This is a genomic window from Micromonospora sp. NPDC049559, from assembly GCF_040676675.1.
Taxonomy (GTDB): Bacteria; Actinomycetota; Actinomycetes; order Mycobacteriales; family Micromonosporaceae; genus JBFAPK01.
Map to the genome: position 1 here is coordinate 19,402 of NZ_JBFAPK010000011.1, position 24,667 is coordinate 44,068.

General features: G+C 71.9%; 19 protein-coding genes and 1 riboswitch. Of the genes, 11 read left to right on the plus strand and 8 right to left on the minus strand.

All coding sequences use genetic code 11. The features are described 5' to 3' along the window. Positions 1–174 precede the first annotated feature (174 nt). Complete coding sequence (locus AB0J86_RS14800) at positions 175–2,298, plus strand: AAA family ATPase (protein ID WP_363857187.1); 2,124 nt, start codon at positions 175–177, stop codon at positions 2,296–2,298. Positions 2,299–2,377: 79 nt separating this feature from the next. Here the strand turns inward: AB0J86_RS14800 and AB0J86_RS14805 are convergent, their stop codons facing one another. Further along, entirely contained in the window at positions 2,378–3,382 is a 1,005-nt protein-coding gene (locus AB0J86_RS14805) for a superoxide dismutase (RefSeq protein WP_363857189.1), read from the minus strand. A 293-nt stretch (positions 3,383–3,675) separates the two neighbouring features. On the opposite strand from AB0J86_RS14805, the gene AB0J86_RS14810 reads away from it, so the two are divergent. Beyond that, positions 3,676–4,590: a cation diffusion facilitator family transporter gene (locus AB0J86_RS14810; protein WP_363857191.1), complete on the plus strand. Its 915-nt coding sequence runs from the start codon at positions 3,676–3,678 to the stop codon at positions 4,588–4,590. Between the two features lie 202 nt (positions 4,591–4,792). Then, a riboswitch (cyclic di-AMP (ydaO/yuaA leader) is annotated at positions 4,793–4,921 on the plus strand. Positions 4,922–4,925: 4 nt separating this feature from the next. Further along, on the plus strand, positions 4,926–5,975 hold the full coding sequence (locus tag AB0J86_RS14815) for a hypothetical protein (RefSeq protein ID WP_363857192.1): 1,050 nt from the start codon (positions 4,926–4,928) through the stop codon (positions 5,973–5,975). Between the two features lie 62 nt (positions 5,976–6,037). On the opposite strand, the gene AB0J86_RS14820 is transcribed toward AB0J86_RS14815, so the two are convergent. Continuing rightward, a complete protein-coding gene (locus AB0J86_RS14820) occupies positions 6,038–7,267 on the minus strand; it encodes a cellulose binding domain-containing protein (RefSeq protein ID WP_363857193.1) in 1,230 nt (409 codons plus the stop codon). Between the two features lie 306 nt (positions 7,268–7,573). Further along, positions 7,574–8,983 carry an MFS transporter gene (locus AB0J86_RS14825; protein ID WP_363857195.1) on the minus strand — a complete coding sequence of 470 codons (1,410 nt, stop codon included), beginning with the start codon at positions 8,981–8,983 and terminating at the stop codon, positions 7,574–7,576. A gap of 460 nt (positions 8,984–9,443) precedes the next feature. Here AB0J86_RS14825 and AB0J86_RS14830 point away from each other — a divergent pair, with 460 nt between their 5' ends. Together AB0J86_RS14830 and AB0J86_RS14835 are read left to right on the plus strand one after the other, a co-directional pair. Beyond that, on the plus strand, positions 9,444–10,241 hold the full coding sequence (locus AB0J86_RS14830; RefSeq protein ID WP_363857197.1) for an alpha/beta hydrolase: 798 nt from the start codon (positions 9,444–9,446) through the stop codon (positions 10,239–10,241). A 696-nt stretch (positions 10,242–10,937) separates the two neighbouring features. Continuing rightward, positions 10,938–13,958 (plus strand): glycosyl hydrolase, encoded by a 3,021-nt coding sequence (locus tag AB0J86_RS14835; protein WP_363857199.1) that lies wholly within the window; start codon positions 10,938–10,940, stop codon positions 13,956–13,958. A gap of 110 nt (positions 13,959–14,068) precedes the next feature. Here the strand turns inward: AB0J86_RS14835 and AB0J86_RS14840 are convergent, their stop codons facing one another. Then, positions 14,069–14,650, minus strand: a complete 582-nt coding sequence (locus AB0J86_RS14840) for a snapalysin family zinc-dependent metalloprotease (protein WP_363857201.1) — start codon at positions 14,648–14,650, stop codon at positions 14,069–14,071. Positions 14,651–15,611: 961 nt separating this feature from the next. On the opposite strand from AB0J86_RS14840, the gene AB0J86_RS14845 reads away from it, so the two are divergent. Both AB0J86_RS14845 and AB0J86_RS14850 read left to right on the plus strand, forming a co-directional pair. Next, positions 15,612–16,145 carry a DUF5994 family protein gene (locus AB0J86_RS14845; protein ID WP_363857203.1) on the plus strand — a complete coding sequence of 178 codons (534 nt, stop codon included), beginning with the start codon at positions 15,612–15,614 and terminating at the stop codon, positions 16,143–16,145. 5 nt (positions 16,146–16,150) lie between these two features. Further along, the gene (locus AB0J86_RS14850; RefSeq protein WP_363857205.1) at positions 16,151–17,050 is read left to right on the plus strand and encodes a SigB/SigF/SigG family RNA polymerase sigma factor; all 900 of its coding nucleotides are present in this window, start codon (positions 16,151–16,153) and stop codon (positions 17,048–17,050) included. Positions 17,051–17,131: 81 nt separating this feature from the next. On the opposite strand, the gene AB0J86_RS14855 is transcribed toward AB0J86_RS14850, so the two are convergent. The 3 genes from AB0J86_RS14855 to AB0J86_RS14865 form a co-directional block, all read right to left on the minus strand. Then, positions 17,132–18,418 (minus strand): IS256 family transposase, encoded by a 1,287-nt coding sequence (locus AB0J86_RS14855; RefSeq protein ID WP_363857207.1) that lies wholly within the window; start codon positions 18,416–18,418, stop codon positions 17,132–17,134. Positions 18,419–18,502: 84 nt separating this feature from the next. After that, positions 18,503–19,138: a response regulator transcription factor gene (locus tag AB0J86_RS14860; protein ID WP_363857209.1), complete on the minus strand. Its 636-nt coding sequence runs from the start codon at positions 19,136–19,138 to the stop codon at positions 18,503–18,505. After that, complete coding sequence (locus AB0J86_RS14865) at positions 19,090–20,391, minus strand: sensor domain-containing protein (protein WP_363857453.1); 1,302 nt, start codon at positions 20,389–20,391, stop codon at positions 19,090–19,092. The genes AB0J86_RS14860 and AB0J86_RS14865 overlap by 49 nt, the downstream gene beginning before the upstream one ends. 114 nt (positions 20,392–20,505) lie before the next feature. On the opposite strand from AB0J86_RS14865, the gene AB0J86_RS14870 reads away from it, so the two are divergent. Beyond that, the gene (locus AB0J86_RS14870; protein WP_363857210.1) at positions 20,506–21,564 is read left to right on the plus strand and encodes an acyl-CoA desaturase; all 1,059 of its coding nucleotides are present in this window, start codon (positions 20,506–20,508) and stop codon (positions 21,562–21,564) included. 110 nt (positions 21,565–21,674) lie between these two features. Continuing rightward, positions 21,675–22,241 (plus strand): hypothetical protein, encoded by a 567-nt coding sequence (locus AB0J86_RS14875; protein ID WP_363857212.1) that lies wholly within the window; start codon positions 21,675–21,677, stop codon positions 22,239–22,241. Here AB0J86_RS14875 and AB0J86_RS14880 read toward each other — a convergent pair. Continuing rightward, entirely contained in the window at positions 22,126–22,581 is a 456-nt protein-coding gene (locus tag AB0J86_RS14880; protein WP_363857214.1) for an SRPBCC family protein, read from the minus strand. The two genes, AB0J86_RS14875 and AB0J86_RS14880, sit on opposite strands and share 116 nt — an antisense overlap. A 310-nt stretch (positions 22,582–22,891) precedes the next feature. Here AB0J86_RS14880 and AB0J86_RS14885 point away from each other — a divergent pair, with 310 nt between their 5' ends. Together AB0J86_RS14885 and AB0J86_RS14890 are read left to right on the plus strand one after the other, a co-directional pair. Further along, the gene (locus AB0J86_RS14885) at positions 22,892–23,854 is read left to right on the plus strand and encodes a PfkB family carbohydrate kinase (RefSeq protein ID WP_363857454.1); all 963 of its coding nucleotides are present in this window, start codon (positions 22,892–22,894) and stop codon (positions 23,852–23,854) included. After that, complete coding sequence (locus AB0J86_RS14890; RefSeq protein WP_363857216.1) at positions 23,851–24,639, plus strand: 5'/3'-nucleotidase SurE; 789 nt, start codon at positions 23,851–23,853, stop codon at positions 24,637–24,639. Before AB0J86_RS14885 ends, AB0J86_RS14890 begins: the two co-directional genes overlap by 4 nt. Positions 24,640–24,667 lie beyond the last annotated feature (28 nt).

The following is a 24,667-nucleotide window of genomic DNA, read 5'->3' on the forward strand; positions in this document are numbered from 1 at the left end:
TCGAGTCCCCACGTACCTTTGATCAACTTGCGGGCGGCGTGTCGTTGATCACCGGAACGCCCGGTTGCGAGTACCCGTACCCTCGCTCTGGCCACCTCGGCGCGCCCGCGCGCGTCACCATTGGTGGTCCGGGCGGGGCCGCCGCCCGATGACGACCGTCCGGGAGTATGCGCGTTGACCGACCTCACCACCCTCGAGCAGGAGATCGCCGTCGAGCAGCGGCACCTCGACCGGGTCTACGCGCGGCTGGAACAGCTCCGCGAGGCCGCGGCGCGGGCCGAGCGCGACGGCTACCGGCTGGCCCGGGTGGGCAACTTCGGCGCGCTGGTGGAGCGGGACGCGATGGTCTTCCACGCCGCCCGGCGCCGGCACGCGCTAGACGCCGAGCACGAGGGACTGGTCTTCGGCCGGCTCGACCTGCGCGACGGTTCGGTGCTGCACGTGGGGCGGCTGGGCGTACGCGGCGAGCAGGCCGAGCCGCTGGTGATCGACTGGCGGGCACCGGCGGCCGCCGCCTTCTACCAGGCCACCGCCGCCGAGCCGCGCGGCGTCATCCGGCGCCGGATGATCCAGTCCAGTGGTGAGCGGGTCACCCGGATCGAGGACGACCTGCTCGACCCGGGCGCGGCGCCGCCCGGCATGCGCGTGGTCGGCGACGGCGCCCTGCTCGCCACCCTCTCGCGGGCGACCGGACGCGGCATGCGCGACATCGTCGCCACCATCCAGCGCGAGCAGGACCAGGCCATCCGCTCCCCCGGCTCCGGCGTGACGATCGTCTCCGGCGGCCCCGGTACCGGCAAGACGGCGGTCGCCCTGCACCGCGCCGCGTACCTGCTCTACTCCGACCGCAACCGCTACGCCGGCGGCGGGGTGCTGGTGGTCGGCCCGTCCACGGTCTTCGTCGAGTACATCGCCTCGGTCCTCCCCTCGCTCGGCGAGGACGCGGCGACGCTGCACTCGCTCGGCACGCTCGTGCCCGGCTTCACGGCGACCCGTACCGACCCGACGGCCGTCGCCGCCGTGAAGGGTTCGCTGCGGATGCGGCGGGTGCTGGAGCGGGCGGTACGCGACGCGGTCCCGGACAGCCCACCGGAGCTGCGCCTGCTCTACCGGGGCGAGCTGCTCCGGCTCACCACCGCCGAGCTGGACGCCATCCGGACCCGGGCCCTGCCGCGCGGCGCCCGGCGCAACGAGGTACGCCGCGCCGGCATCGACGGGCTCTTCGACGCGCTCTGGGAGCAGGCGCAGCGGCTGCGCGTCGGCCGCCTGCCCGACCAGCGCACGTTCGAGGACGAGCTCGCCGAGCGCACCGACTTCCGGGACTTCATCAAGGCCTGGTGGCCCCGCCTGCACCCCCGGCACGTGCTCGGCTGGCTGGCCCGGCCGGAGCGGCTGCGGGCGTACGCGACCGGGATCCTGAGCGGCGCCGAGATCCGGGCGCTGGAGCGGTCGTACCGGACGCTGGCCGAGGAGGGGCTGACCATCGCGGACGTGGCGCTCCTGGACGAGTTGGACGAGCTGCTCGGCCGCCCGCCGCGCCCGGCCCGGCCGAAGCGGGACCCGTTCCAGGCGGCCGGCGGGGTGCGCGAGCTGAGCACGTACGCCGACCGGGAGCGGGCCGCCCGCGCCGCCGCCCGGGAACGCCCGGAGGACTACCGCGAGTACGCCCACGTGGTGGTCGACGAGTCGCAGGACGTCTCGCCGATGCAGTGGCGGATGCTCGGCCGCCGGGGCCGGCTCGCCTCCTGGACCGTGGTCGGCGACCCGGCCCAGACGGCGTGGACCGGCGACCCGGAGGAGCTGGTGCGCGCCCGCGACAAGGCGCTGGGCCGCCGCCAGCGGCACTCGTTCACCCTCACCACGAACTACCGGAACTCGGCCGAGATCTTCGAGGTGGCGGCGGCGGTGATCCGCGAGGTCTATCCCGACCTGGAGCTGCCCCGGGCGGTCCGGACCACGGGAGTGGCGCCGGTGGCCCGGACCGTACCGGGCGGGCGGTTGCCGGCGGCGGTCGTCGAGTCGGTGACCGCGCTGCTGGAGGAGGTCGAGGGGACGGTCGGCGTGATCACGCCGGTGCCCCGGCGGGACGAGGTCGCCGGCTGGCTGGCGGGCGTCGAGGGCGGCGGCCGGCTCCAGGTGGTGACCAGCCTCCAGGCCAAGGGCATGGAGTACGACGGTGTGGTGCTGGTCGCGCCCGAGGAGATCCGGGCCGACGCCGAGTCGGGCGTACGGACGCTCTACGTCGCGCTCTCCCGCGCCACCCAGCGCCTCATCACGATCGACGCCTCCGCGATCTAGGGCAAATCCTCGTGGATTGATCTCCAATCACCGGGATTTGCCCTAGATCGACGGGGTCGGGGGGTGGACGGAGGCGAGGTCAGGGACGGCGGACGGCCGTCACGGTGTACGGGGTGGTCGGCGTGGGAGTGGTGGTGAACCGGGCGTTCGGCAGGTAGAGGCGCTTGCCGTACGCGGCCACAGTGGTGGGTACGTCGAAGCCGGCCGAGGTGAGCCGCTCGACCAGCCGGCCGCTGCTCCCGCTCCGGTCCAACCGGACCACGGCGACCGTGTTGAGCCGGTTCTGCACCACGTAGAGCGTGTGCCCGTCGAGGAGCAGGCCGTCCCCGTTGGTGAGCAGTTCGCCGCCGAGGTCGACGGTACGGGTGACCCCGGTGGCCGGGTCGACGCGGAAGAGCAGCCCGGTACCGGACTGCACGATCAGCAGCGCCCTGCCGTCGGGCGTACGGGCGATGCCGTTGGCGTTGATGCCGGTGCCGTAGACGATGTCACCGGTCAACGGCAGCCGTACCACGCCGTCCGGGGCGGGCAGCGCACCCCGGCGACCCAGCGGCAGCCGGTACAGCACCGGGTTGGTGGAGTCGGTGAACCAGGCCGAGTCCGGGGTGAGCACCACGTCGTTGACGAAGCTGGGACCCGTGGCGAACGGGTAGCTGGCGAGCGTGGCACCGGTGCGGGCGTCCAGGACCCGGCCGTCGCCGCCGGCGCCGCCGGCCACGAAGAGCCGGCCGCGCTGGTCGATCTTCAACCCGAGGGAGGGGGTGCCCGGGCCAGAGTTGATGACGGTACCGGCACCGGTGACCAGGTTCGCGCGGTAGATCGCGCCGGTCGCGCGGGAGCCGAAGTAGGCGTAGGGGGCGGAGCCGATGGCGATCCCCTCGGGCTGGAACCCGTCGGGCAGCGCGAAGGTCCACGGCAGCGGCGCCGTACCGTGCTTCGCGGAACCGGCCGCGACCAGCGCGTACGCCGGAGCGGGCGGGGTCGCGGCCGACGCGGCGGCGGCGTCGGCGGGTACGGTCAGCAGCCCCGCGGCGACCGCCAGCGTGACGGTCGACGGGACGGCGGGGATTCGTCGGTGCGGCATGGGTGAACTCCTTCGAGGCGTCCGAGCCGGCGAGTATCCAACTATGTCACTGTCTCGCGCCGCCCGCCCGTCGCGGGCCGGGGAGCGCCACCGGGTGCGCCGAGCGGCGCGACAGGGCAGCGCGACCGGGTGTGCCGAGCAGCGCGGCCAGGTGTGCCGAGCGGCGCGGCCAGGTGCGGCGCTCGGCACGGCCGCGCCCTCGCCGGGGCGCCCGCGGAACCCCCGACAGTTGCATACATAGCGATGTGAGCATAGATTGGACCGGGCGCGGACCCGCGACGGAAGGTGTGTTGGTGGGAATCGGACACGGCCACGGTGGTCACGGGGCTCACGCGGCCGGGCGGCACCGGGGCCGCCTCTGGGTGGCGTTCGCGCTGCTCGGCACCCTCATGCTGGTCGAGGCGGGCACCGCTCTGGCGACCGGTTCACTGGCCCTGCTCTCCGACGCCGGCCACATGTTCACCGACGTACTCGGCATCGGCATGGCGCTCGCGGCGATCACCGCGGCGCGGCGCGCGGCGGGCGACCCGCAGCGCACCTTCGGCCTCTACCGGCTGGAGGTGCTGGCGGCGCTCGCCAACGCCGTCCTGCTCTTCGGCGTGGCGCTCGCCGTGCTCGTCGAGTCGGTACGCCGCTTCGCCGAGCCGCCCCGGGTGCTCGCCGGGCCGATGCTGGTGGTGGCCGTGATCGGCCTGCTCGCCAACGTCGTCGCGTTCGCGCTGCTGCGCGAGGGCGCCGAGGAGAGCATCAACCTGCGCGGCGCCTACCTGGAGGTCCTCGGCGACCTGCTCGGTTCGGCCGGGGTGATCACCGCGGCCGTGGTGATCACACTGACCGACTGGTGGTGGGCCGACCCGGTGGTCGCCGTGGCGATCGGCCTGTTCATCCTCCCCCGCACCTGGCGGCTCGGCCGGGCCGCCGTACGCATCCTGGTGCAGGCCGCCCCCGAACACCTCGACGTACCGGCCGTGCAGGCCCGGCTCTCGGCGGTGCCGGGCGTGGCGGACGTGCACGACCTGCACGTCTGGACGCTCACCTCCGGGATGGAGGTGGCCTCGGCGCACCTGACCCTCAGGGCCGGCGCGGAGGTGGGGGCGGTGCTGGCCGCCGCGCGGTCGGCGCTGACCGACGACTTCCACATCACGCACGCCACCCTCCAGGTCGAGCCGCGCGCCGCCGCCGGCGACTGCCGCCCGGAGAACTGGTGACCTGAGAACCGGTCACCCGGAGAACCGGTGACTCGTGAACCCGTGACCCGGGCGACCCTTTAGCGGACCCTTAAATCTCTGTCCGCATTGCGCGGTTATGTTGGCATTCATCTTTGTCTTCGACCCGCCAATGCCTGCCTCCGGCCGGCGGGGCCGGTAGGCTCGGCCCCGGCTTCCGCCAGGTGGCGCCTTCCGGCGCCTGCGGGAGCCGCCGCCTAATCGCTTCGCGCGAGCCGGGGAACCACGTTTCCGGGGTGCATCCGCGTCAGCGGTAGGGATCTTCCGTCCCGAACCCGTCAGCTAACCCGGTCGGCGGCTGACGGAAGGATGTGTCCATGCCAACGCTGGCATCTGCACGACGAAGGTACGCGCGGCTGGCCGGCCTGCTGGCCGTGGCGGTCACGCTCGGGATCGCCGGCCTGCCGGCCGGTACGGCCACCGCCGCGCCGGTGCTCGTGGCAGCCCCCACCACGGACGACGAGGGCGGCTCCGCCAGCCTGCGGGAACAGCTCGACGCGGCGAGCAAGGGCTTCCTCGACGCCCAGACCGCGCTGGAGAACTCGACCAAGCGGCAGCAACAGCTCAACGCCCACCTGGAACAGCTCGCCGCCGAGCTGACCGTACGCAGCGGCAACATCGGCCAGCTGGCCGGGGTGGCGTACCGGACCGGGCGGCTCGGCCCCGTCTCGGCCCTGCTCGACAGCGACTCCCCGGACGGGTTCCTGGACCGGGCGACCGCGCTCTCGGCGGTGGCCAGCAACGAGGACCGGGCGCTGCGGGCGCTGCTCGACACCCGCGAGCAGGAGACCCGCGCGAAGGCGGCCGTCGAGGCCGAGATCCGGGAGCAGCGCCGCCAGCTCGACCAGATGGCCAAGCGCAAGCAGCAGGCCGAGCGGGCACTCGCCCTGGCCGGTGGCGGCGGGCCGAGCGCCGGGGTGAGCGGGGCCAGCTCCTCCTCGGCGAAGCCGGCGGCGCGCAACGCCGACGGCTCCTGGCCCAAGGAGTCGTGCAGCGTCAACGATCCCACCACCTCCGGCTGCATCACCCCCCGCACCCTGCACGCGATGAACGAGGCCAAGGCGGCGGGCTTCACCCGGTTCGTCTCCTGCCACCGCAACGGCGGCTCGGGCGAGCACCCCAAGGGGCGCGCCTGCGACTTCGCCGCGCAGAAGAACGGGTTCGGCGGGGTCGCGACCGGCGGCGACAAGACGTACGGCAACAACCTGGCGGCGTACTTCGTGAAGAACGCGAACCGCCTCGGGGTGCTGTACGTGATCTGGTTCAAACAGATCTGGCTGCCGAGCAGCGGCTGGAAGGCGTACCAGAGCGGCAACGGGGACCCGTCCAGCGACCACACGAACCACGTACACCTCTCGGTGGTCTGATCCGGAACGCCCATCGTGGTCCGTCACCCGCGCCGAGCGGGTGACGGACCACGACCGCGTGGTCAGCAGCCGATCCGGGCGCCGCCCACGGCCACGTCGTCGAACCAGAGCGTGTCCGCGCCCTCGCCGTAGCTCTCCCAGCCGATCCGCAGGTCGGTCAGGCTCGGGCGCCAGTTGGCCCGGCCGAGCCACTGCGAGTCCACGTCGTGCGTGGGCGTACCGTCGGCCGTCAGCCCGGTCACCGCGCTACCGTCCACCCAGGTCTGCAGGCGCCCCTGCGTCCCGTCCACCATGAACTCGACGCAGCTCCACCGGTTGGTGGCCAGCGGCACGCTCAGCGCCACCCCGGCCGGGCTCTGTTCGGGCAGCGTGGCGTCGTCCGAGGCGCGGTTCCACTGCAACGCCCCGTTCTGGCCGCCCATCCGCAGGTCCCGGTTGCCGTCGTTGGCGTCCCGCATGGCCAGGAAGGTCACGTGCTGGGCGGGCAGCGCCGTGGTGTGGCGGACCCAGAACCGCCCGTACCGCACCGCGCCGAGGCCGCTCAGGTCCCGGTTGGCCCGCACGAAGACGTGGTTGCAGTAGCCGGCGGTGCCCGAGATCCGTACCGACTTGCCGCCCTGGTGCGCGGTGCCGCTGTCGATCGAGGCGGTGCCGCTGCCCTGGCAGTCGGGGTAGTTCAGTCCCCAGTTGCCCGACGGGACCGTGCCCGTCTGGGACTCGAAGCCGTCGCAGAACGCCGCCGAGCCGCAGCCGGCCGGCGGTGGGGTCGTCGGCGGCGCGGTGGTGGGCGGGGCCGTCGTGGGCGGGGCCGTGGTCGGCGGCGCGCTCGTGGGCGGGGCCGTGGTCGGCGGTACGGTCGGACCGCCCCCGTTGCAGGGGGTGCCGTTGAGCGCGAAGCCCGTCGGCGCGGCGTTGCTCGACGCGTACGTGCCCTGCACCCCGAACTCGGTGCTGCCGCCGGCCGGCAGGCTGCCGTTCCAGGCGACGTTCGTGGCGGTGACCTGCGCGCCGGACTGGGTCACCTGGGCGCTCCAGGCGCTGGTGATCCGCTGGTCCCCCGGATAGGTCCAGGTGACCGTCCAGCCGTTGACGGCGCTGTCGCCGGCGGTGACGCGTATGTTGGCGGTGAACCCGCCGGGCCACTGGTTGACGCGGTAGTCGACCTGGCAGCCGGCGGCCGCCTGGGCGGACGGTGCCAGCGTCAGGCTTGCGGTGGTGACGGCGCTCGCGGCCAGGACGGTCGCCGTGACGACGGCCAGGGGCACGCGGCGGTGCGGTAGGGAAACCCTCATGGGTACGGGTCCTTCCGGGACTGCCGCCGCCGGCGACCCGGGACCGGGCGCCGGCAGCGTGCTGCTGCGACGACAGTGCGGCCCGCACCGACCCGCCGATCATGTCTCGGGTGTGCTTGCGGCCGCTGCCCGGCTCCGGCGACTTCCGATCCACCGGGGGCGGACCGGCCAGCCCGTGCCCGGTCGTCCCCGCGATGGCGCCCGCGGCAATCCTAGTGACGACTGTCGATGCAATCAATCCCGCGAGGGTCGGCCGCCAGGTCCCCGGCCGGTGGTGTGCGCCGCCGCCCGCCGCGGAGCGGCGGCTCAGCCCCGGGACGCGGCCAGCGGCTCGCCCGCCTCCCGCGCCGCCGGTACCGCCGTCGCGCGGCCCGGACGCAGCCCGAACCAGACGAGCGCGACGCTGACCAGGGTCACCGCCACCGCGACGACCAGGGCACGGTGGATGCCGGCCAACTCCGGGCTCCGCGTCGCGGCGATCGCGCTCAGGATCGGGATGCCGATCGTGATGGCGAAGTTCTGGGTCATCGTCGTGAGGCCGGTGGCCAGACCCTGCTCCTCGTTCGGCAGGCCGGACGTGCCGGTGACCGTGTAGGCCACGATCGACGTCACGTGCCCGAAGAAGCCGACGAGCAGCGCGGGGATCAGGATGACCAGCCCCAGACGGTCGGCGCCCATGAAGATCAGCGGGACCGTGGCGAGGCCCTGTACGGTCAGGCCCGCCGGCAGCACCCTGCGGTAGCCGTACCGGCCGATGAGGCGACCGGCGATCGGGCCCGCGAGCACCGCCGCCAGGCCCGGGACGCCGAAGACCAGGCCGGTGACGAGCGGGTCGAACCCGAGGACGTTCTGGAGGTAGAGCGTCATCATGAAGATCATCGCCGTCTCCATGCTGAACACCACGAGACCGGCGTAGTTGCCCCACTTCACCGTCGGGCGCCCGAGGATGCGGACCGGGGCGAGCGGCGCGGGGGCGCGCAGCTCGATCACCCAGAACGCGACCAGCAGCACGACACCGACGACCCCCGCGACGACGCTCCGCTCGATGATCGCGTAGACGGCGGCGAGCAGGCCGCCGGTCACGGCGACCGCGCCGGGCACATCCAGCCTGACCCGGTCGGGCACCCTGCTCTCGGCGACCAGGAACGGCGTGAGCACGAGGATGGCCACGGCCACGGGCACGTTGATGAAGAACGCCGAGCGCCAGCTCAGCAGGCCGACCAGGGTGCCGCCGACGAGCGCGCCGATGGTGAAGCCGCCGGAGAGCAGCGCGCCGTTGAGGCCCAGGACGCGGTCCCGGGTCGCGCCCTCCTCGAACGTGGTGGTGAGCAGGGAGAGCGAGGCCGGGATCGACAGGGCGGTGGAGAGGCCCTGGAGCGCGCGGGCGGTCAGGAGCATCTCCGGGTTCGCGGCGAAGCCGCCGAGCACCGAGGCCCCGGCGAGCAGGACCATGCCCGACAGGAACATCCGGCGCCGGCCGAACAGGTCCGCCAGCCGCCCGAAGAGCAGGGTGAAGCCCGCCGCGGGCAGCGCGTACGCGGAGGCGACCCAGGGCAGCCCGGCCAACCCCAGCCCGACGCCGGCACCGACCTCCGGCAGCGCGACGTTCAGGATCGAGAAGTCGACGGAGAGCATGAACCCGGCGCCGAGCAGGACGAACAGGATCAACCGCTGCCGTCCGGTGAAGCGTGGCGGCGAGGCCGTGTCGGCGGTCATACGTACGTGTCCCTTTCTTGGAGAACGCGGCATCCGGCGGTCCGTTCGCGGCCCGGTCGAACAGACGACCTGGTCAGGGCGTACGCCACCCTCAAGAGCAAGCCAAGACTTGCACATCAGATTCCTATGCGCAAGCCAAGGCTTGCACTTTGCTGACCGAGGTCTCCGGGTACACGGGGTAGGGGGTCAACCGGCCGGGCCGGGACCACCCGCCGCGCGGCCGCTGAACCTCGCCCCATCGCCCAACGGCGTCGTCGACGCGCACAGAAAGACCTCCCCTCGCGGCCACGTCCCTTGCCGGCGGCAGGCAGGGGCCGACGAGTTGACCGGTGCCGCATCAACGCCACCGCGGTGGGTATCCGATCAAGGACGCTGCGGTTCCGGACGGGAACGGCATTTCCAGGTCTGGGCGCGGCAACGTGAAGGAACAGCCCGAGTCAGCGATATGGGGGCAACCGAGATGTCGACGTCGATTCCAGTCGTCCTCATCCACGGACTGTGGATTCACTCGAATTCGTGGCAAGGGTGGATGGATCTCTACCGTCAGGCCGGATACGACCCCATCGCTCCGGGATGGCCGGGCGACTCCGGCAGCGTGGATGAAACACGCCAGAACTCCGAGGCCGTCGGGGACCAGGGCCTCGACGACATCACGGCAAGTTACATCGATGTGATCGAAGGCCTCGACGCCAAGCCGATCGTCATCGGCCACTCCTTCGGTGGCGTGGTCGCCCAGAAACTTCTGGCCGACGGCTACGCGGCCGCTTGTATCGTCATCGACCCAGCTCAGATCAAGGGGGTCAAGGCCGTACCGCTCTCCCAGATCCGCTCGGGTTTTCCGGTGCTGTCCAAGCCGAGCAACAAACACAAGGCGGTTGTGCTGAGCCAGCATCAGTTCCGGTATGCCTTCGGCAATGCCATCCCCGAGAGCGAATCGGACGAACTGTTCAACCGCTGGGCCATCCCCGGCCCCGGCAAACCGCTCTTCGAGGCGAGCACCGCCAACTTCAAGAAGACATCTCCGGCAGCGGTGGACACGAAGACGGACAGTCGCGGACCACTGCTCATCATCGGCGGAGGAAGTGATCACACCGCCCCGGAGAGCATCGCCAAGGCGACCCGCAAGCTCTATGGCGACTCCAACGCCACCACCGACTTCCAGTCGTTCCCCGACCGCGGCCACTCACTGGTCTTCGATCACGGCTGGCGTGAGATCGCGGACTACACGCTCGCGTGGCTCAAACGTCAGGGCCTTTGACCGGCCCGCGTGCCGATACTTCGCACGCCCCGGCCACGGCATTGGAATGGGCCGGCGCGCACTTCGCGCGCCGGCCCCCACGCCCGTCCGGTCAGGACGGCGCGGATCGGTCGGACGCGGTCAGCGGTCGACGGCGAGCCGCCCGTTCCAGTCCCCGGCGCGCCGCGGCCTGGAGTCACCGAAGGTCCCGACGGCCGACGTTGAGGCGGATCCCCACAACCCCGTGACCCGCCTCAACGACGTCGAGGACATCGCCTCGACGATCGGGTTTCACCACCGCCTCGCCGTCCCGGACGCACCGGACGGAGCTGCGGGCGGCGGTTGCCCACGCCCGCGACACCAGCACCGCGCCGGCGCCAGCGGTCGAGCACGCCGGCACCCCGTTTGGTGGTGCCGGCGCCCTGCGGATCGGACCGCCGAGGGGGAGAGAGCGTTTTCAACCCTAGGCAGCAGAGGGCCAGGACCGAAAAGAGAGCGCTCTCTCAGATATATCCCGCCCCGACGAGCACTGTCAACGCCACGGGACCGCGCGAGGAGAAACACGGCAAACATGCCGTCGACACATTGACAGCCGCCACGGTCACTGGTGATCTCTCGGCAAAGCTCGGTCAACGCGTGGGAAAACCGCCACGTGCCACCCCCACCCGGGAGCCTCCACCGTCCCCACCGGAGGCTCCCCCCGTCACCGGAGGCAGCATGAACCCGCCCGTCCGTGGCGCCGTACCCGGCGACCACCACCGGGGCGCGATCGCCCGTCTCACCACCAGGAACACCCGCCGCGGCAGGAGCGTCCGCCCCCGCTCCGGACTCGCCGCCGTCGCCGTGGTCGCGCTCGCGGCCGGCACGCTCGCCCTGGGCGTGGCCGGTACCGCCGGCGCCGCCCCGGTCGGCGCCGGCAGCTACACCACCACCCGCCCGGCCGGCGCCGCCGCCCCGGCCGGCTGCGCCGACCTCGCCACCAACCCGCGCCGCTACCTCACCGCCAACGCGCCGGCCGGCGCCCTGCCCACCAACGACTGGTGGTCGTCGCTGGTCTTCAAGAAGTTCGACTGCGCCTACTCCGAGCCGCTGCACGCCCACCCGATGTCGTTCGACACCGGCGCGGGCGGGCTCGGGGTCGGATACCCCACGCAGGTCACCGTCTCCGGCACGCCCACCACGGTCGGCGAGTACCACTTCCCCTACTCGGCCGACTTCACCCTCGGCGTACGCGGCCTCAACTCCCCCGACGTCAAGGTCGACGGCTGGAGCGACTGGACGGTCACACCGTACTGGTCGGACGGCGCCCGTACGCTGAGGGCGACCATCGGGCACGGGCTGCCCTTCGTCTACGCGCAGGCCACCGGCGGCGACGCCCTGCTCTCCCTCACCGCCGCGCCGACCGTCTGGGCCAACACCGGCGGCCGGATCGGCTTCACCGTCCGCGGGCACGACTACGCGGCCTTCGCCCCGACGGGCGCGACCTGGACGGTCAGCGGCAACACGGTCGCCTCGACCCTCGCCGGGCGCGGCTACTTCTCGGTGGCGGTGCTGCCGACCACGGCCTCCAGCTCGGCGGCCGAGCGGACGGCCCTGCTGGACAGCTACGGCCGGTACGCCCACGCGCACGTGACGGGCACCCGGGTCGGCTGGAGCTACAACCAGGCGTCGAGCGTGGTCACCGCCACCTACTCGGTCACCACGACGCCCCGCGAGGGGACCGAGCGCGGCACGGTGATCTCGCTCTACCCGCACCAGTGGAAGAACCTCGCCGGCGGTACGCCGATCGCGCAGACGTACGTCTCGCCGCGCGGCGCGATGCGCACGCTGGTCGGGGCCGGCGAGTTCAGCACGGCGATCCGCTACCAGGGCGTACTGCCGGAGATCCCGGCCGTCGCCACCTCGACCGGCGCCGACCTGGCCACCCTCGGCGGCTACCTGGACCAGGCCGCCGCCGGCGACCCGCTCGCGGGCTTCGGCAACGACACGTACTGGACGGGCAAGGGGCTGGGCCGGGCCGCCCGGCTCGCGGAGATCGCCGACCAACTGGGCCGGACCGCGCAGCGGGACCACTTCCTCGGCGCGATCCGCTCCCGGCTGACCGACTGGTTCACCGCCTCCACCGGCGAGACCGGCCGGCTGTTCCACTACGACCAGGCGTGGGGCACGCTCGTGGGCTACCCCGCCTCGTACGGTTCGGACGCCGAGCTCAACGACCACCACTTCCACTACGGCTACTACATCGCGGCCGCCGCCACGCTGGCCAAGTTCGACCCGGCCTGGGCCAGCACCGGCCAGTACGGCGGCATGGTGAACCTGCTGATCCGCGACGCCAACAACCCCGACCGCGCCGACCCGATGTTCCCGTTCCTGCGGGACTTCGACATCTTCGCCGGCCACGACTGGGCCTCCGGCCACGCCGCCTTCGGCGCCGGGAACAACCAGGAGTCCTCGTCGGAGGGGATGAACTTCGCCAACGCGCTGATCCAGTGGGGGTTGGCCACCGGCAACGCGGCGGTACGCGACGCCGGGCTTTTCATCTACACCACCCAGGCGCAGGCGATCCAGGAGTACTGGTTCGACTCGGCCGACCAGAACTTCCCGGCCCAGTTCGGCCACCGCGCCCTCGGCATGGTCTGGGGCGACGGCGGGGCGTACGCGACCTGGTTCAGCGGCGAGCCCGAGATGATCCAGGGGATCAACCTGCTGCCGATCACCGGCGGCTCGAACTACCTCGGCTACCGCCCCGGCTACGTCGCCACCAACTGGAACGAACTGGTCACCAACAACGGCGGTCCGCCGACCGTGTGGCAGGACGTGCTCTGGTCGTTCCAGGCCATGAACAGCGGCGACACGGCGCTGGCGAACCTGCGGGCCAACCCCGGGTACGCCCCGGAGGAGGGCGAGAGCCGGGCGCACACGTTCCACTGGATCCGCAACCTCGCCGCGCTCGGGCAGGTGGACACCTCGGTCACCGCGAACACCCCGCTCTACGCCGTCTTCGTCAAGGGCGGGGCCCGGACGTACGTGGCCGCCAACATCACCGGCAGCCCGATCACGGTGACCTTCTCGGACGGCCGTACGCTCAGCGTCCCGGCCGGACGGACCGCGACCACCGGCGCGTTCACCTGGAGCGGCGGCAACGCCGGGGGCGGCACACCGCCCACGACCACCCCGACGGCCACGCCCACCGCGACCCCGACGGCCACGCCCACCGCCACGCCGACCCCGACCGGCCCGCCGGTCCGGTCGAACCTGCTCTACCTGCGCTCCGGCGGCGCGCTCTCGGGTACGCCGGGCGGCGCCGCGACGACGGTGACGATCCCGGCGGCGAACGGCAACTACGACGGGACCCCGCACAACCCGGTCACCTCGACGGTCTGCGGGTTGACCGGAACGTACAACTCCGGGGCGACGGCGTTCACGCTGCACGTCGACTCCGGCAGCGCGGTCGCCAACGCGGTCCAGGCCCGGATCTCGTACGACTTCACCGGCTCGGGCAGCTACTCACGGGTGGAGACGTACCAGTACTTCGCCACCGACCCGGTGCCGGGCACGGAGGCGTACACGCAGGCCAGCGGGGTACGGTCGACCACCGGCGGCTTCGCGGCGCTGGCGAACGGCTGCGTCCGGATCGAGGTCTGGAGCGCGATCGGCTCCGCCGCCTCGACGGTACGGGTCGACGCGAGCGCCACGGACGGCCGGCAGTCGACGGTGACGATCCCGTTCACGCTGTAGTTCGTCCCCGCGAAAGTTCGTTCCGCGAAAAGTTCGTTCCCGTGAATGAGGAAGGGCCCCTCGGTCGAGGGGCCCTTCTTCGACCCGCTGGGCGGCGCGGGTCGGGCGTGTCAGCCGGCGTGCGCGGCGGTGCCGACCAGGCTGGGCCAGCTGTCGCGGAAGACCTGCTCGCCGTTCTCGGCGGAGATCCGGGTACCGGCGAAGAGCGTGTCGACCCGGGCCGCCTCGGTGGAGCTGGGGTACGGGTTCGTGCAGCTCGTGCCCGCGCTGCCGCCGGACATCAGGATCGCGCAGTTGCCGTTGTAGTTGTCCGGCAGCCCGAGGATGTGGCCGATCTCGTGCGCCATGATCCGCAGCGGGCTGTACTGCTGGGCCTGCTGGGTGTCGATGTAGACCCGGCCGTTGCCGAGGCTGGTGCGTACCGCGTACGAGCCGCCGCCGGTGATCTGGTAGATCCGCAGGTTGTTCCCGCAGGCGGAGAGGTTGACATTGGAGGTGGCGTTGTTCCAGATCGAGGCCGCCTGGCTGGCGACGCCGGTGAAGCTGGGCGCCTGGCTGGCGTTGTAGCAGACCGTGGCGGCGATCCGTACGTCGGCGGAGGCGGCCGCGGGGCTGGTGAGCGTGGCGCCGAACGTGGCGGTCGCACCGGTCAGGAGCGCCACCAGGGTACGGCCGAGTCTGCGTGAGAACATGGCTCACTCTCCAATACGTGGGGGTGGAGAGATCCTAGGCATCTACATATGTCAATTTCAATATCCCCTTTTGCCGATCCGTGTGGTAATCGACCGGCCACCGAGGACCGTCGTCGGGTTCCTCGTCCCGGCGGCCGGGCCGAGCCCGTCCTCGCCCGGCGCCCCGGCGCCGCAGCGGCGGGCCCGATCGCGCCGGGGCGCGCGGTGCCGGGGCGCGCGGTGCCGGGGCGCGCGGTGCCGGGGCGCGCACGCCCGACCAGGCCGAGGACAGATCCGCCCACCGATCGAGGTGACGATCCACGACTGGTGACGGGCCGCGAAGGGCCCGGGCCGTGGAGGGCATGGGCGCCGGGTCAGCCGCTTGGCCGCCCTGCCGGTGGCCGCGCGCGGGAACGCTCAAGCCGCCAGGTCCCTGGTGCCGCGCTCCGCATGAGTCGTACGCCTGATGCGAGCGCTGGTCTTCCAGTTCGCCGCCGTACTGCCCGCAGAACCTGCGGATTCCGTGCGACCGGTGAGCCCGCCTGACGACTCGCGTCCACCCTACCCGGGATGGGCGGGTTCCGCGGAGCGGGAATCTCCCATCCGGGGTACCGTTGCACAGGATCGAAATTTCGCATCGGTCTATGCACCCCGCGGATCAAGTCTCGCGGGCGTCGTCATCTCCTCCGGGCGGTGGGTTCGCCAGCCAGCAGCGGCCAGTGGCTTCCACAGCGCGTGGACGCGAATTCCCGAAGAGGAGGCGACGTGACACGGCAACCCGTGAAGTGGTTCGACGACGACAGGTGAGTCGGCTTCATGGCGTTCGACAAGGACGTATTCGTCGGCCTACCGGCTCACGCCGGACACCTTGACACCCATCAGCGGCTCGGCTCTCCGCCGACAGGACGTCGGCAAGCCGTCGGTCCGCCCCTCGCATTCCCTCCGCGCGGCGTACCTCCGCCCGCACCTCAGGAAGGTCGACATGCTCACCGCTGCCGAACGCGCCACCGTCGTTCCCCGGGAACCGCCGTCTGTCCCCCGACTCCTACTCGCCCCGGTCCGGTCCGCGAGCGCGGTTCTGGACGGCGGGTGGTGGCCGCGGTCCTGGGATCCGACGGCCGAGTTGCCCGGGCTCGTCCTGACCCTGTCGGGCCGCTACGGCCGGATCCGCAACCTGGTACTCAACAGCGGCGCCTGGAGCAGCCGCTTCCGCCGGCTCGTCGTCGGTACCGGCGTGGTCCGGGTGGGATGGTTCCACTCGATCGACATTGCCCTGCTGGTCGCCACCACGGAACGCGGCGACCAGATCGACCTACTGGTCGTACCGCCGACCACCGCGGCGACGACGGCCGAGAACGCGATGCGCGCCGCCGCGGACCCGGCCGACAAGCACCACGCGTCGCACGTTCTCGCCGCGGCCATCGCCGCGACGGAGGGCGGCGAGGACCCGGCGGCTCCCGGCACGGGAACCGTCCCCACCGGCGCGGCCCGCCGGCCCTCCGACGCAGGGCGTTGATCATCATGAGCATTCCCACCGAGCCCGCCGCGAACATCGGTCGACCCAGCCCGCTCGCCACGCCGGGCGCGCGCCTCGCCGGCCGCCCCCGACACCCCTCCCCGACGCTCCTCGTCGTCGGGTCGGCCGGTCGCGCCCAGCCCGCCGGCGTTCTCCTGGTCACCGAACAACTGCTACGCCAACACGCCGGCCTGCCCGCCGAGCATCTCGGCCGTTCCAGGCTCCGCACCCAGGCCATCGAGCAGAATCTTCCGATGGCAAACCGGCTGGCACGCCGCTACGCCGGCCGCGGCGAACCGCTCGACGACCTCACCCAGGTCGCCGCTCTCGCCCTGGTCAGGGCCGTCGACGCCTACGACCCCACGAGGCGGAACAACTTCGCCGCCTACGCCGTTCCGAGCATCCTCGGCGCGCTCAAGCGACACTTCCGCGACACCACGTGGGGAATACAGGTGCCACGCTCGACCCAGGAACTGGCCCGCGAGCTCGTCACCGCCGCCGAAGAACTCACCCAGCGACGGCGCCGTACCCCGACCTCCGCCGAACTCGCCGCGCACCTGCACGTCGCCGTCGACAAGGTACGGGCCGCCATCAGCGCCCGGCACGCCTACCGCCCGACGTCACTGAACGCGCCGCATCCCGCCGGGGCCGGCGTCGACCTCATCGGGATCATCGGCGGCAGTGACCCGCAGTACGCCCGGGTGGACGACCAGTTGACCCTCCGGCAACTCCTGGCCGCGCTCCCGCTCCGGGAGCGACGGATCCTCAGCATGCGCTTCGACGAGCACATGACCCAGACCCAGATCGCCGCCGAGATCGGCGTCTCCCAGATGCAGGTCTCACGCCTGCTCAAACGAACCCTCGCCGAGCTGCGGCGCGCGATAGTCGCGCCGACCCGCGACTGACCTCGCCGGCCGGCCCGGTCGCGCGGTGCCCGGTCTCCGTCTCCGGGGCTGTCTCGCTAACGGTGTTTCCGGCGGTCTTGGTTAGTAGGTTTCAGCGGCTGGGAAGCGGTCGCTGAAGGTGATGGCGAAGGCGTTCAACGCGGGTTTCCAGCGCATCGTCCATCGGGTTCTGCCTGCTCCGGTGGGGTCCAGGGACCGGGTCACCAGGTACAGACACTTCAACGCGGCCTGCTCGTTGGGGAAGTGGCCGCGGGCCTTCACGGCCCGCCGGTAGCGGGCGTTGAGCGATTCGATCGCGTTGGTGGAGCAGATGACGGTGCGGATCTCCAGGTCGTAGTCGAGGAACGGGATGAACTCGGCCCAGGCGTTGTCCCACAAGCGGATCACCGCCGGATACCGCCCGCCCCACTTCTCGGCCAGGTCGTCGAACGCGGCCCTGGCCGCAGCTGCGTTGACGGCGGTGTAGATCGGCTTGATGTCGCGCTTGATCTCGTCCCAGTACCTGCGCGACGTGAGGCGGAAGGTGTTGCGGATTAGGTGGATCACGCAGGTCTGCACCACTGTCTGCGGCCACACGTTCGTGACCACCTCCGGCAGGCCCTTCAGCCCGTCGCAGACAAGGAAGAACACGTCCTTCACGCCCCGGTTACGCAGGTCGGTCAGCACGCTCATCCAGAACTTCGCGCCCTCACCGCCCGTGCCGGCCCACAGCCCGAGGATGTCCTTCTCCCCGTCAAGGGTGACCCCGATCGCGGCGTAGAACGGCTGGTTCGCGACCTGCCCGTCCCGGACCTTCACGATGATGGCGTCGATGAACACGGCAGCGTAGATCTCGTCCAGGGGCCGGTGCGACCAATCGGTCATCTCCTCAATCACCTTGTCGGTGATCCGCGAGATCGTCTCCTTCGACACCGAAGCGCCGTAGATCTCGGCGAAGTGCGCTGAGATCTCGCCCGTGGTCAGCCCTTTGGCATACAGCGACAACACGACCTCGTCGACCCCGGACAGGCGGCGCTGCCGCTTACGGACAATCTGGGGCTCGAAGGTGCCGGCCCGGTCCCGCGGCACGTCGATCTGCACCGGCCCCGACGCGTCGGTCAGCACGGTCTTCGGCCTGGTGCCGTTACGGACGTTGCCCGACCCGACGCCGGCCAGGTCGTGTTTCTTGTAACCGAGGTGTTCAGTCAACTCCTCGTTCAACGCGGTCTCCAGGACCGTCTTGGTCAACTGCTTGAGCAGCCCGTCCGGGCCCGTCAACGACAGGCCCTGTTCCTTAGCCGCCCGGACCAGCTCGGCGGCGGCCTTCGCCTCCGCCGACAGCTCGGGCCGCTTCTTGCGTCCGGTCTGGTCGTTCAGTGTCGCGGTCATCACGGCACCCTCCTCACCAGGCACAACGCCCGGCAGGTCAGGCCGGAAACACCGTTAGATCCACACTCCCCCGTCTCCGCACGTTCAGGCGTTGAGGTACGCCAGGACGGCGAGGACCCGACGGTTGTCGTCCTCTGAGGGGGGCATGTCAAGTTTGGTGAGGATGTTGTTGATGTGCTTGCTCACCGCCTTCTCCGTGATGCGGAGCTTGGTCGCGATCGCGGCGTTCGAGCGGCCCTCAGCCATTTCGCCGAGCACTTCGCGTTCCCGGTTGGTGAGCACCGCGAGGGGCTCCCGGCGGGCGAGCAGTTGCGAGACCACCTCGGGGTCCATGGCGGTGCCGCCGCCGGCGACCCGACGGACGGCGTCGACGAACTCGCCGACGTTGGACACCCGGTCCTTGAGGAGGTAGCCGACGCCTCCACCCGGGGTGCTCAGAAGTTCCCGGGCATAGAGGGGCTCGACGTGCTGGGAGAGCATGAGGACCGGCAGGCCGGGGATCCGGGCGCGGGCGGCGATCGCGGCCTGCAACCCCTCGTCGGTGAACGTCGGGGGCAGACGGACGTCGATGACCGCGACCTGGGGCTCGTGTGTGATCAGGGCTGGTAGCAGCGCCGGACCGTTGTCGACCGCCGCGACGACGTCGAAGTCGAAGGCCTTCAGGAGCCGGGTCAGTCCGTCACGGAGGAGGGCATGGTCCTCGGCGATGACAACGCGCACGGCAACTCCATGGTGATGACGGTCGGCCCTCCGGGCGGGCTCGACAGCGCCATCGTGCCATCGAACGCGGCGAGGCGTCGCACGATACCGCGCAGGCCGGTGCCGGCGGTGGGGTCGGCGCCTCCCGCGCCGTCGTCCGTGACCACCATCGACAGCACACCGTCCGCGTGTCGCAACGACACCGACGCGGTGTGGGCGCCGCTGTGCCGGATCAGGTTGGTCAGCGTCTCGGCGACGGCGAAGTACGCCGCGGACTCGACCGGCGTGTCGGGCCGTCCCGGCAGGTCGATCTCGACCGCGATCGGCACCGGCAGGCTGAGCGCCAGCGCGCGAACCGCACCGCCGAGCCCGCGTTCGGCGAGCGCCGGCGGGTGGATGCCGCGGACCAGATGCCGCAGCTCGACGAGCGCCGTACCGCTGGCCTCACGCGCCTCGGCGAGCAGTTCGTGGGCCGCCGCGGGGTCGCGGTCGATCAGTTCGTCGGCCAGGCCGATCGTCATACCCAGCGAGACGAGGCGTGCTTGGACTCCATCGTGCAGGTCGCGTTCGATGCGGCGCAGCTCCGCCGCCTGGGCGCCCACCGTGTCGGCCCGCGTCACCGTCAGCTGCGTGACGCGCAGCCGGAGTTCCGCGGCCCTGGTCGGCGCGAGGAAGAGCCGGGCGAAGTGCGCGTCGAGGCGGCGCAGCCACGGAGCCGCCCACAGGCCGGCCGCGAGGATGACGGCGCCCTGCGGCAGGCAGAGCAGGCCGTCGCTGAACGTGTCGACCGACCAGACGGCGCCGTAGCCGTACCAGCCGGTGCCGAGCCAGATCCACAGCGGTGTCAGCGTCAGTCCCGCGAGCCCGTACAGCGGCACCACCACGCAGATCGTCCCGAGCCCGCAACCGACGATCGCGCCGGGCAGGAGCCAGGCGATGTCGCGCCAGGTGGCCGGATCCGTCACGGTCCACCGGAAGCGCTGCCAGCCACCGGCCCCGGCCCGCTCCGGAGGGGGGTGGTACGGACGTGTCACCAGGACGCCGATCCGTGAGGCACGTCGGCGTTCGAGATCGGCGCGCATCCGGACCAGGGTCATCGTCCAAGGCACCAGCGCCAGACCGAGAAACGGCACGGGAGCAAGGGCCAGCGCGACGACGGAGATGGCGAGCAGCGGCACGTTGGTGACCGCCAGACCGACCGCGACCATGCCGTCCAGCACCGAGCGCACGCCACGCCGGGCGGGTCGGCCCAGCCGTTGCGCGGTCCCGGTCATGTCCACGGGTCATATTGTGCCCCGGGACGCACGGCCCGATGGTGGTGCTAGCACCCCCGTACCGGAGGAGGTAGCGCTCCTGACGACGCGGGCGCCGAGCGGTCTGATAGAAGCATGACGACCACCATGATGCCGTCCCGGACGACGACCGCCGTGCTGCCACCTCGGACAACGGGTGGCAGTGACTTCGCCGTGCTGTCGCGCCGGATCAACGGCGCGGGGCTGATGCAGCGCCGGCCCGGCTACTATGTCGGACGGCTGAGCGTCGTCGCGCTCATGTTCCTCGGCGGTTGGGCCGCGTTCTTCGTCATCGGCTCGTCCTGGTGGCAACTGCTGACGGCCGCGTTCCTCGCTGTCACGTTCACCCAGGTGGCGCTGGTGGCGCACGACCTGGCGCACCGTCAGGTGTTCCGCACCAAGCGCCCCGGAGAAGTCGCCGGACGGCTGGCCGGGAACCTCGGCATCGGCATGAGTTACGGCTGGTGGATGGACAAGCACACGCGCCACCACAACAACCCCAACCATGACGACCTCGACCCGGACGTCGCGCCCGAGGTGCTCATCTGGGCGACGGAGTCGGCCCTGGGCCGACGCGGGCTGAAGGGCTTCGTCACCCGGCACCAGGCCGCGCTGTTCTTCCCGCTCCTCACCCTGCTCGCCGCCGACCTGAAGGTCTCCAGCATCAAGGCACTGCGCAGCGGGACGATGAAGCGCCGCGGCCTGGAATGCGCGCTACTGATCCTGCACGCGGCCGGCTATCTCTCCGCGCTGCTGATCGTCCTCTCGCCGGTGCAGGCCATCGCCTTCCTGCTGGTGCACCAGGCGCTGTTCGGCGTCTATCTCGGCATGACGTTCGCACCCAACCACAAGGGCATGCCGCACCCGACCGGGGACGAGGACTTCCTCCGCAAGCAGGTGCTGACCTCCCGCAACGTCCGTGGCGGTTGGCTGACCGACGCGGCGCTGGGCGGCCTGAACTACCAGATCGAGCACCACCTGTTCCCCGCCATGCCGACCCCCAACCTGCGCAAGGCCCAGCCGATCGTGCAGGCGTACTGCGCCGAGATCGGCGTCGCCTACGAAGAGACCAGCCTCGTCACCTCCTACCGGCAGGCCCTGCGGTACCTGCACGAGGTCGGCGCACCGGCCCGCGCCGAACACGCGGCACGCTGACGCCGGGGCGGGCTACGCTCGGGGGCCCGCCCGCCTACGTCGCCGGGCGTACGCCGGCTGTCCACGCTGGCACCACGACACCCGGCCGGCGGCCCGGGAGCATCGCGGGCATGAAGGTAGCCCCGTTCTGGCGCAAGGCACTGCTCACCACACACATCGTCACCGCGGTCGGCTGGCTCGGCGCCGACGTGGTCCTGCTCGCGCTCGGCATCGCCGGGCTGGCCGGCGCGGACCCCGGCGTCGTCTACCCCGCCGCCGGGCTGATCGTGACCGCGCTCTTCGCCCCGCTCGCCGTACTGGTCTGGGTCGTCGGGGTGCTCGACGCCCTGGTCTCGCCCTGGCGGCTGTTCCGGTACCGGTGGGTGATGGTCAAGCTGATCGTCACCACCGTGATGCTGGGGCTGGTGCTCTTCCTGCTCCTGCCGAACCTGCGGGCACTCGGTGAACTCGGCGCCGCCACGACCGGCCGGGACCGGCTGGACCTGGTGATCCCGCCGGCCGTCTCGACCTCCCTGCTGGTGGCGATGACCGTTCTCTCCACGTACAAGCCGTGGGGGCGGATCAGCCGGCCGGCGGGGAATCGAGCGTCTCGCGCAGCCGGGTCGCCAACGCCAGGTGCGCGGTCCGGGCCTGCCGGAACGCGTACGGAAACAGCGGTGCGGGCGCCGACAGGGTGATCTCCACGTCGACGCGGACCAGCCCGTCGGGCTCCCGCCGCAGCCGCGCGTTGTTCTCCAGCCGCGTCGACGGCCACTGCCGGGCCACCGAGACCACCTCGTCCTCGGTGGCCCGCAGCACGTCCGCCCGGTAGCTGGTCCGGAAGCGCAGCGGCCCGACGGCGAGGCGGTCGTTGATCCGGTACGCGCGCAGCACGCCGGGGGGCGCGGGCAGCTCGCGTACCCGCACGATCAGCGGGTGCAGCGCCGCCTGCCGGTCGAAGTGGGACAGCAGGGCGACGGCGTCGGCCAACTCGCAGTGCGCCTGGATCGTGTACCGGAACGAACCGCGCCTGAGCACCGCACCTCCGCATGCCGGTCGCCTCACGGGTGGGCCCATATTGCCCCAGCACCCCGCCGACGGCAACCACCGGGCGCACCCCGGTCGTCGGGCCGGCCGCCGGCCGGCCGGCCGCCCAGAAGGAACCACCCGGATGGCATGAGGCGGGGCAGGCAGGGAACGAAGGTGACATGGGCCAGCTGAGCGCGGCGACGTCCCGCCGTACCGCCGGAGGGAGTCGTACCGCCGGGGGTCGCACCACCGGGAGCCGTACCGCCGGGGGGAACGGACCGACCGAGCCCCGGGAGTCGGCGGCGTGAGCGACCACGTGATGGTCTTCGCGCCGGCCCCACGGCTGACCGTGACGATCGACCAGCCCAGCGACGAGGTGGAGATCCACCTGCACCCGGGCGGTCAGGGCGTCTGGCAGGCCAGGATGATCACCTCTCTCGGTACCCCGGTGACACTCTGCGCCGCCCTCGGCGGCGAGATCGGTAAGGTGCTCGAACCGCTGCTCAGCAGCGAGGGAGTCGACCTGAAGGTGATTCACCGGGAGTCCAGCAGCGGCGGCTACGTGCACGACAACCGGTCCGCCGAGCCGGCGGAGATCGCCGACGTGCCCGGGCACCCGCTGAGCCGGCACGAACTCGACGAGCTCTACAACCTCGCGCTCGGGGAGGGGCTGCGGGCCCGGGTGAGCGTGCTCAGCGGTCCGGGCGAGCCGAGCCTGGTGCCCGACGACATCTACCGGCGACTCACCGCCGACCTCGGCGCGAACGGCAGCCTGGTGGTGGCGGACCTCTCCGGCGGCCACCTGCGGGCGGTGCTGGAGAGCGGGGTGCACTTCCTCAAAATCAGCCACGAGGAGCTGATCCGGGAGGGCCGCGCCGACGACGACAGCGACGAGGAGCTGACCCGGGCGCTGTACGAGCTGCACGCCAGCGGCGCCGAGTCCGTGGTGGTGAGCCACGCGGAGCGACCCTCCCTCGCGCTGGTCGACGGCCAGGTCTTCGAGGTGTCGATGCCCCGGCTCCAGGTGGCGGACCCGCACGGCGCCGGCGACTCGATGACCGCGGGCGTCGCCGCGGTACTCGCCGCGGGCGGGGACCTGGCGACCGCCATCCGCACCGGTACGGCCGCCGGCGCCCTGAACGTCACCCGGCACGGGTACGGCACCGGCCGGCCGGACAGCATCGCCGGCCTCGTCGACCGGGTACGGCTCACCCCGCTGGGCTCGGGCCGGCAGGACCGGTTGACCCCGGACCAGCTCGCCGGACGGACCGCCCGGCCATGACCACGCGCGTACTGATCACCAATGACGACGGCATCGCCGCGCCGGGCATCCGTACCCTCGCCCGCGCGGCGGTCGAGCAGGGGCTGGACGTGGTGGTCGCGGCGCCGAACACGGACGCCAGCGGTACCAGCGCGGCGATGACGGCGGTCGAGCGGGACGGCCGGGTACTGGTCGAGGAGCACGACATCGGGGAGCTGCCCGGCGTGCCGTCGTACGGCGTCTCCGGCTCGCCCGGGTTCATCGCGCTGATCGCCATCCACGGCGCCTTCGGGCCGCCCCCGGCGCTGGTGCTCTCCGGGATCAACCGGGGCGCCAACGTGGGTCGGGCCGTGCTGCACTCCGGCACCGCCGGTGCGGCGTTCACCGCGGCGGCCAACGGCTGCCGGGCGATGGCCGTCTCGCTCGACGTCCTCTCGATCGACGAGGCCACCACCGGCAGCGGGGGCGCGGCGGTGGAAAGCGCCAGCATCGCCGACGAGGCCCGGCACTGGGAGACCGCCGCGCGGGTGGCGATGGACCTGCTCCCCCGCCTGGCGGAGGCGCCGGAGGAGTGCATCCTGAACGTGAACACGCCGGACATCCCGTACGAGCGGCTGCGCGGCGTACAGCGCGCCTCGCTGGCCAGCTTCGGTCAGGTACAGATGACCGTGGCGGAGGTCGGGCGCGGCTTCATCCGGACCGCGCTCGAAGAATCCGGCAAAGAGGTGGAACCCGGCACGGATGTGGCGTGGCTGGCCGAGGGCTACGCCTCCGTCACCACCATCCGCGCCATCACGGAGCTGTGAACCCCGGCGGAGCCGACGACGCTGTGAA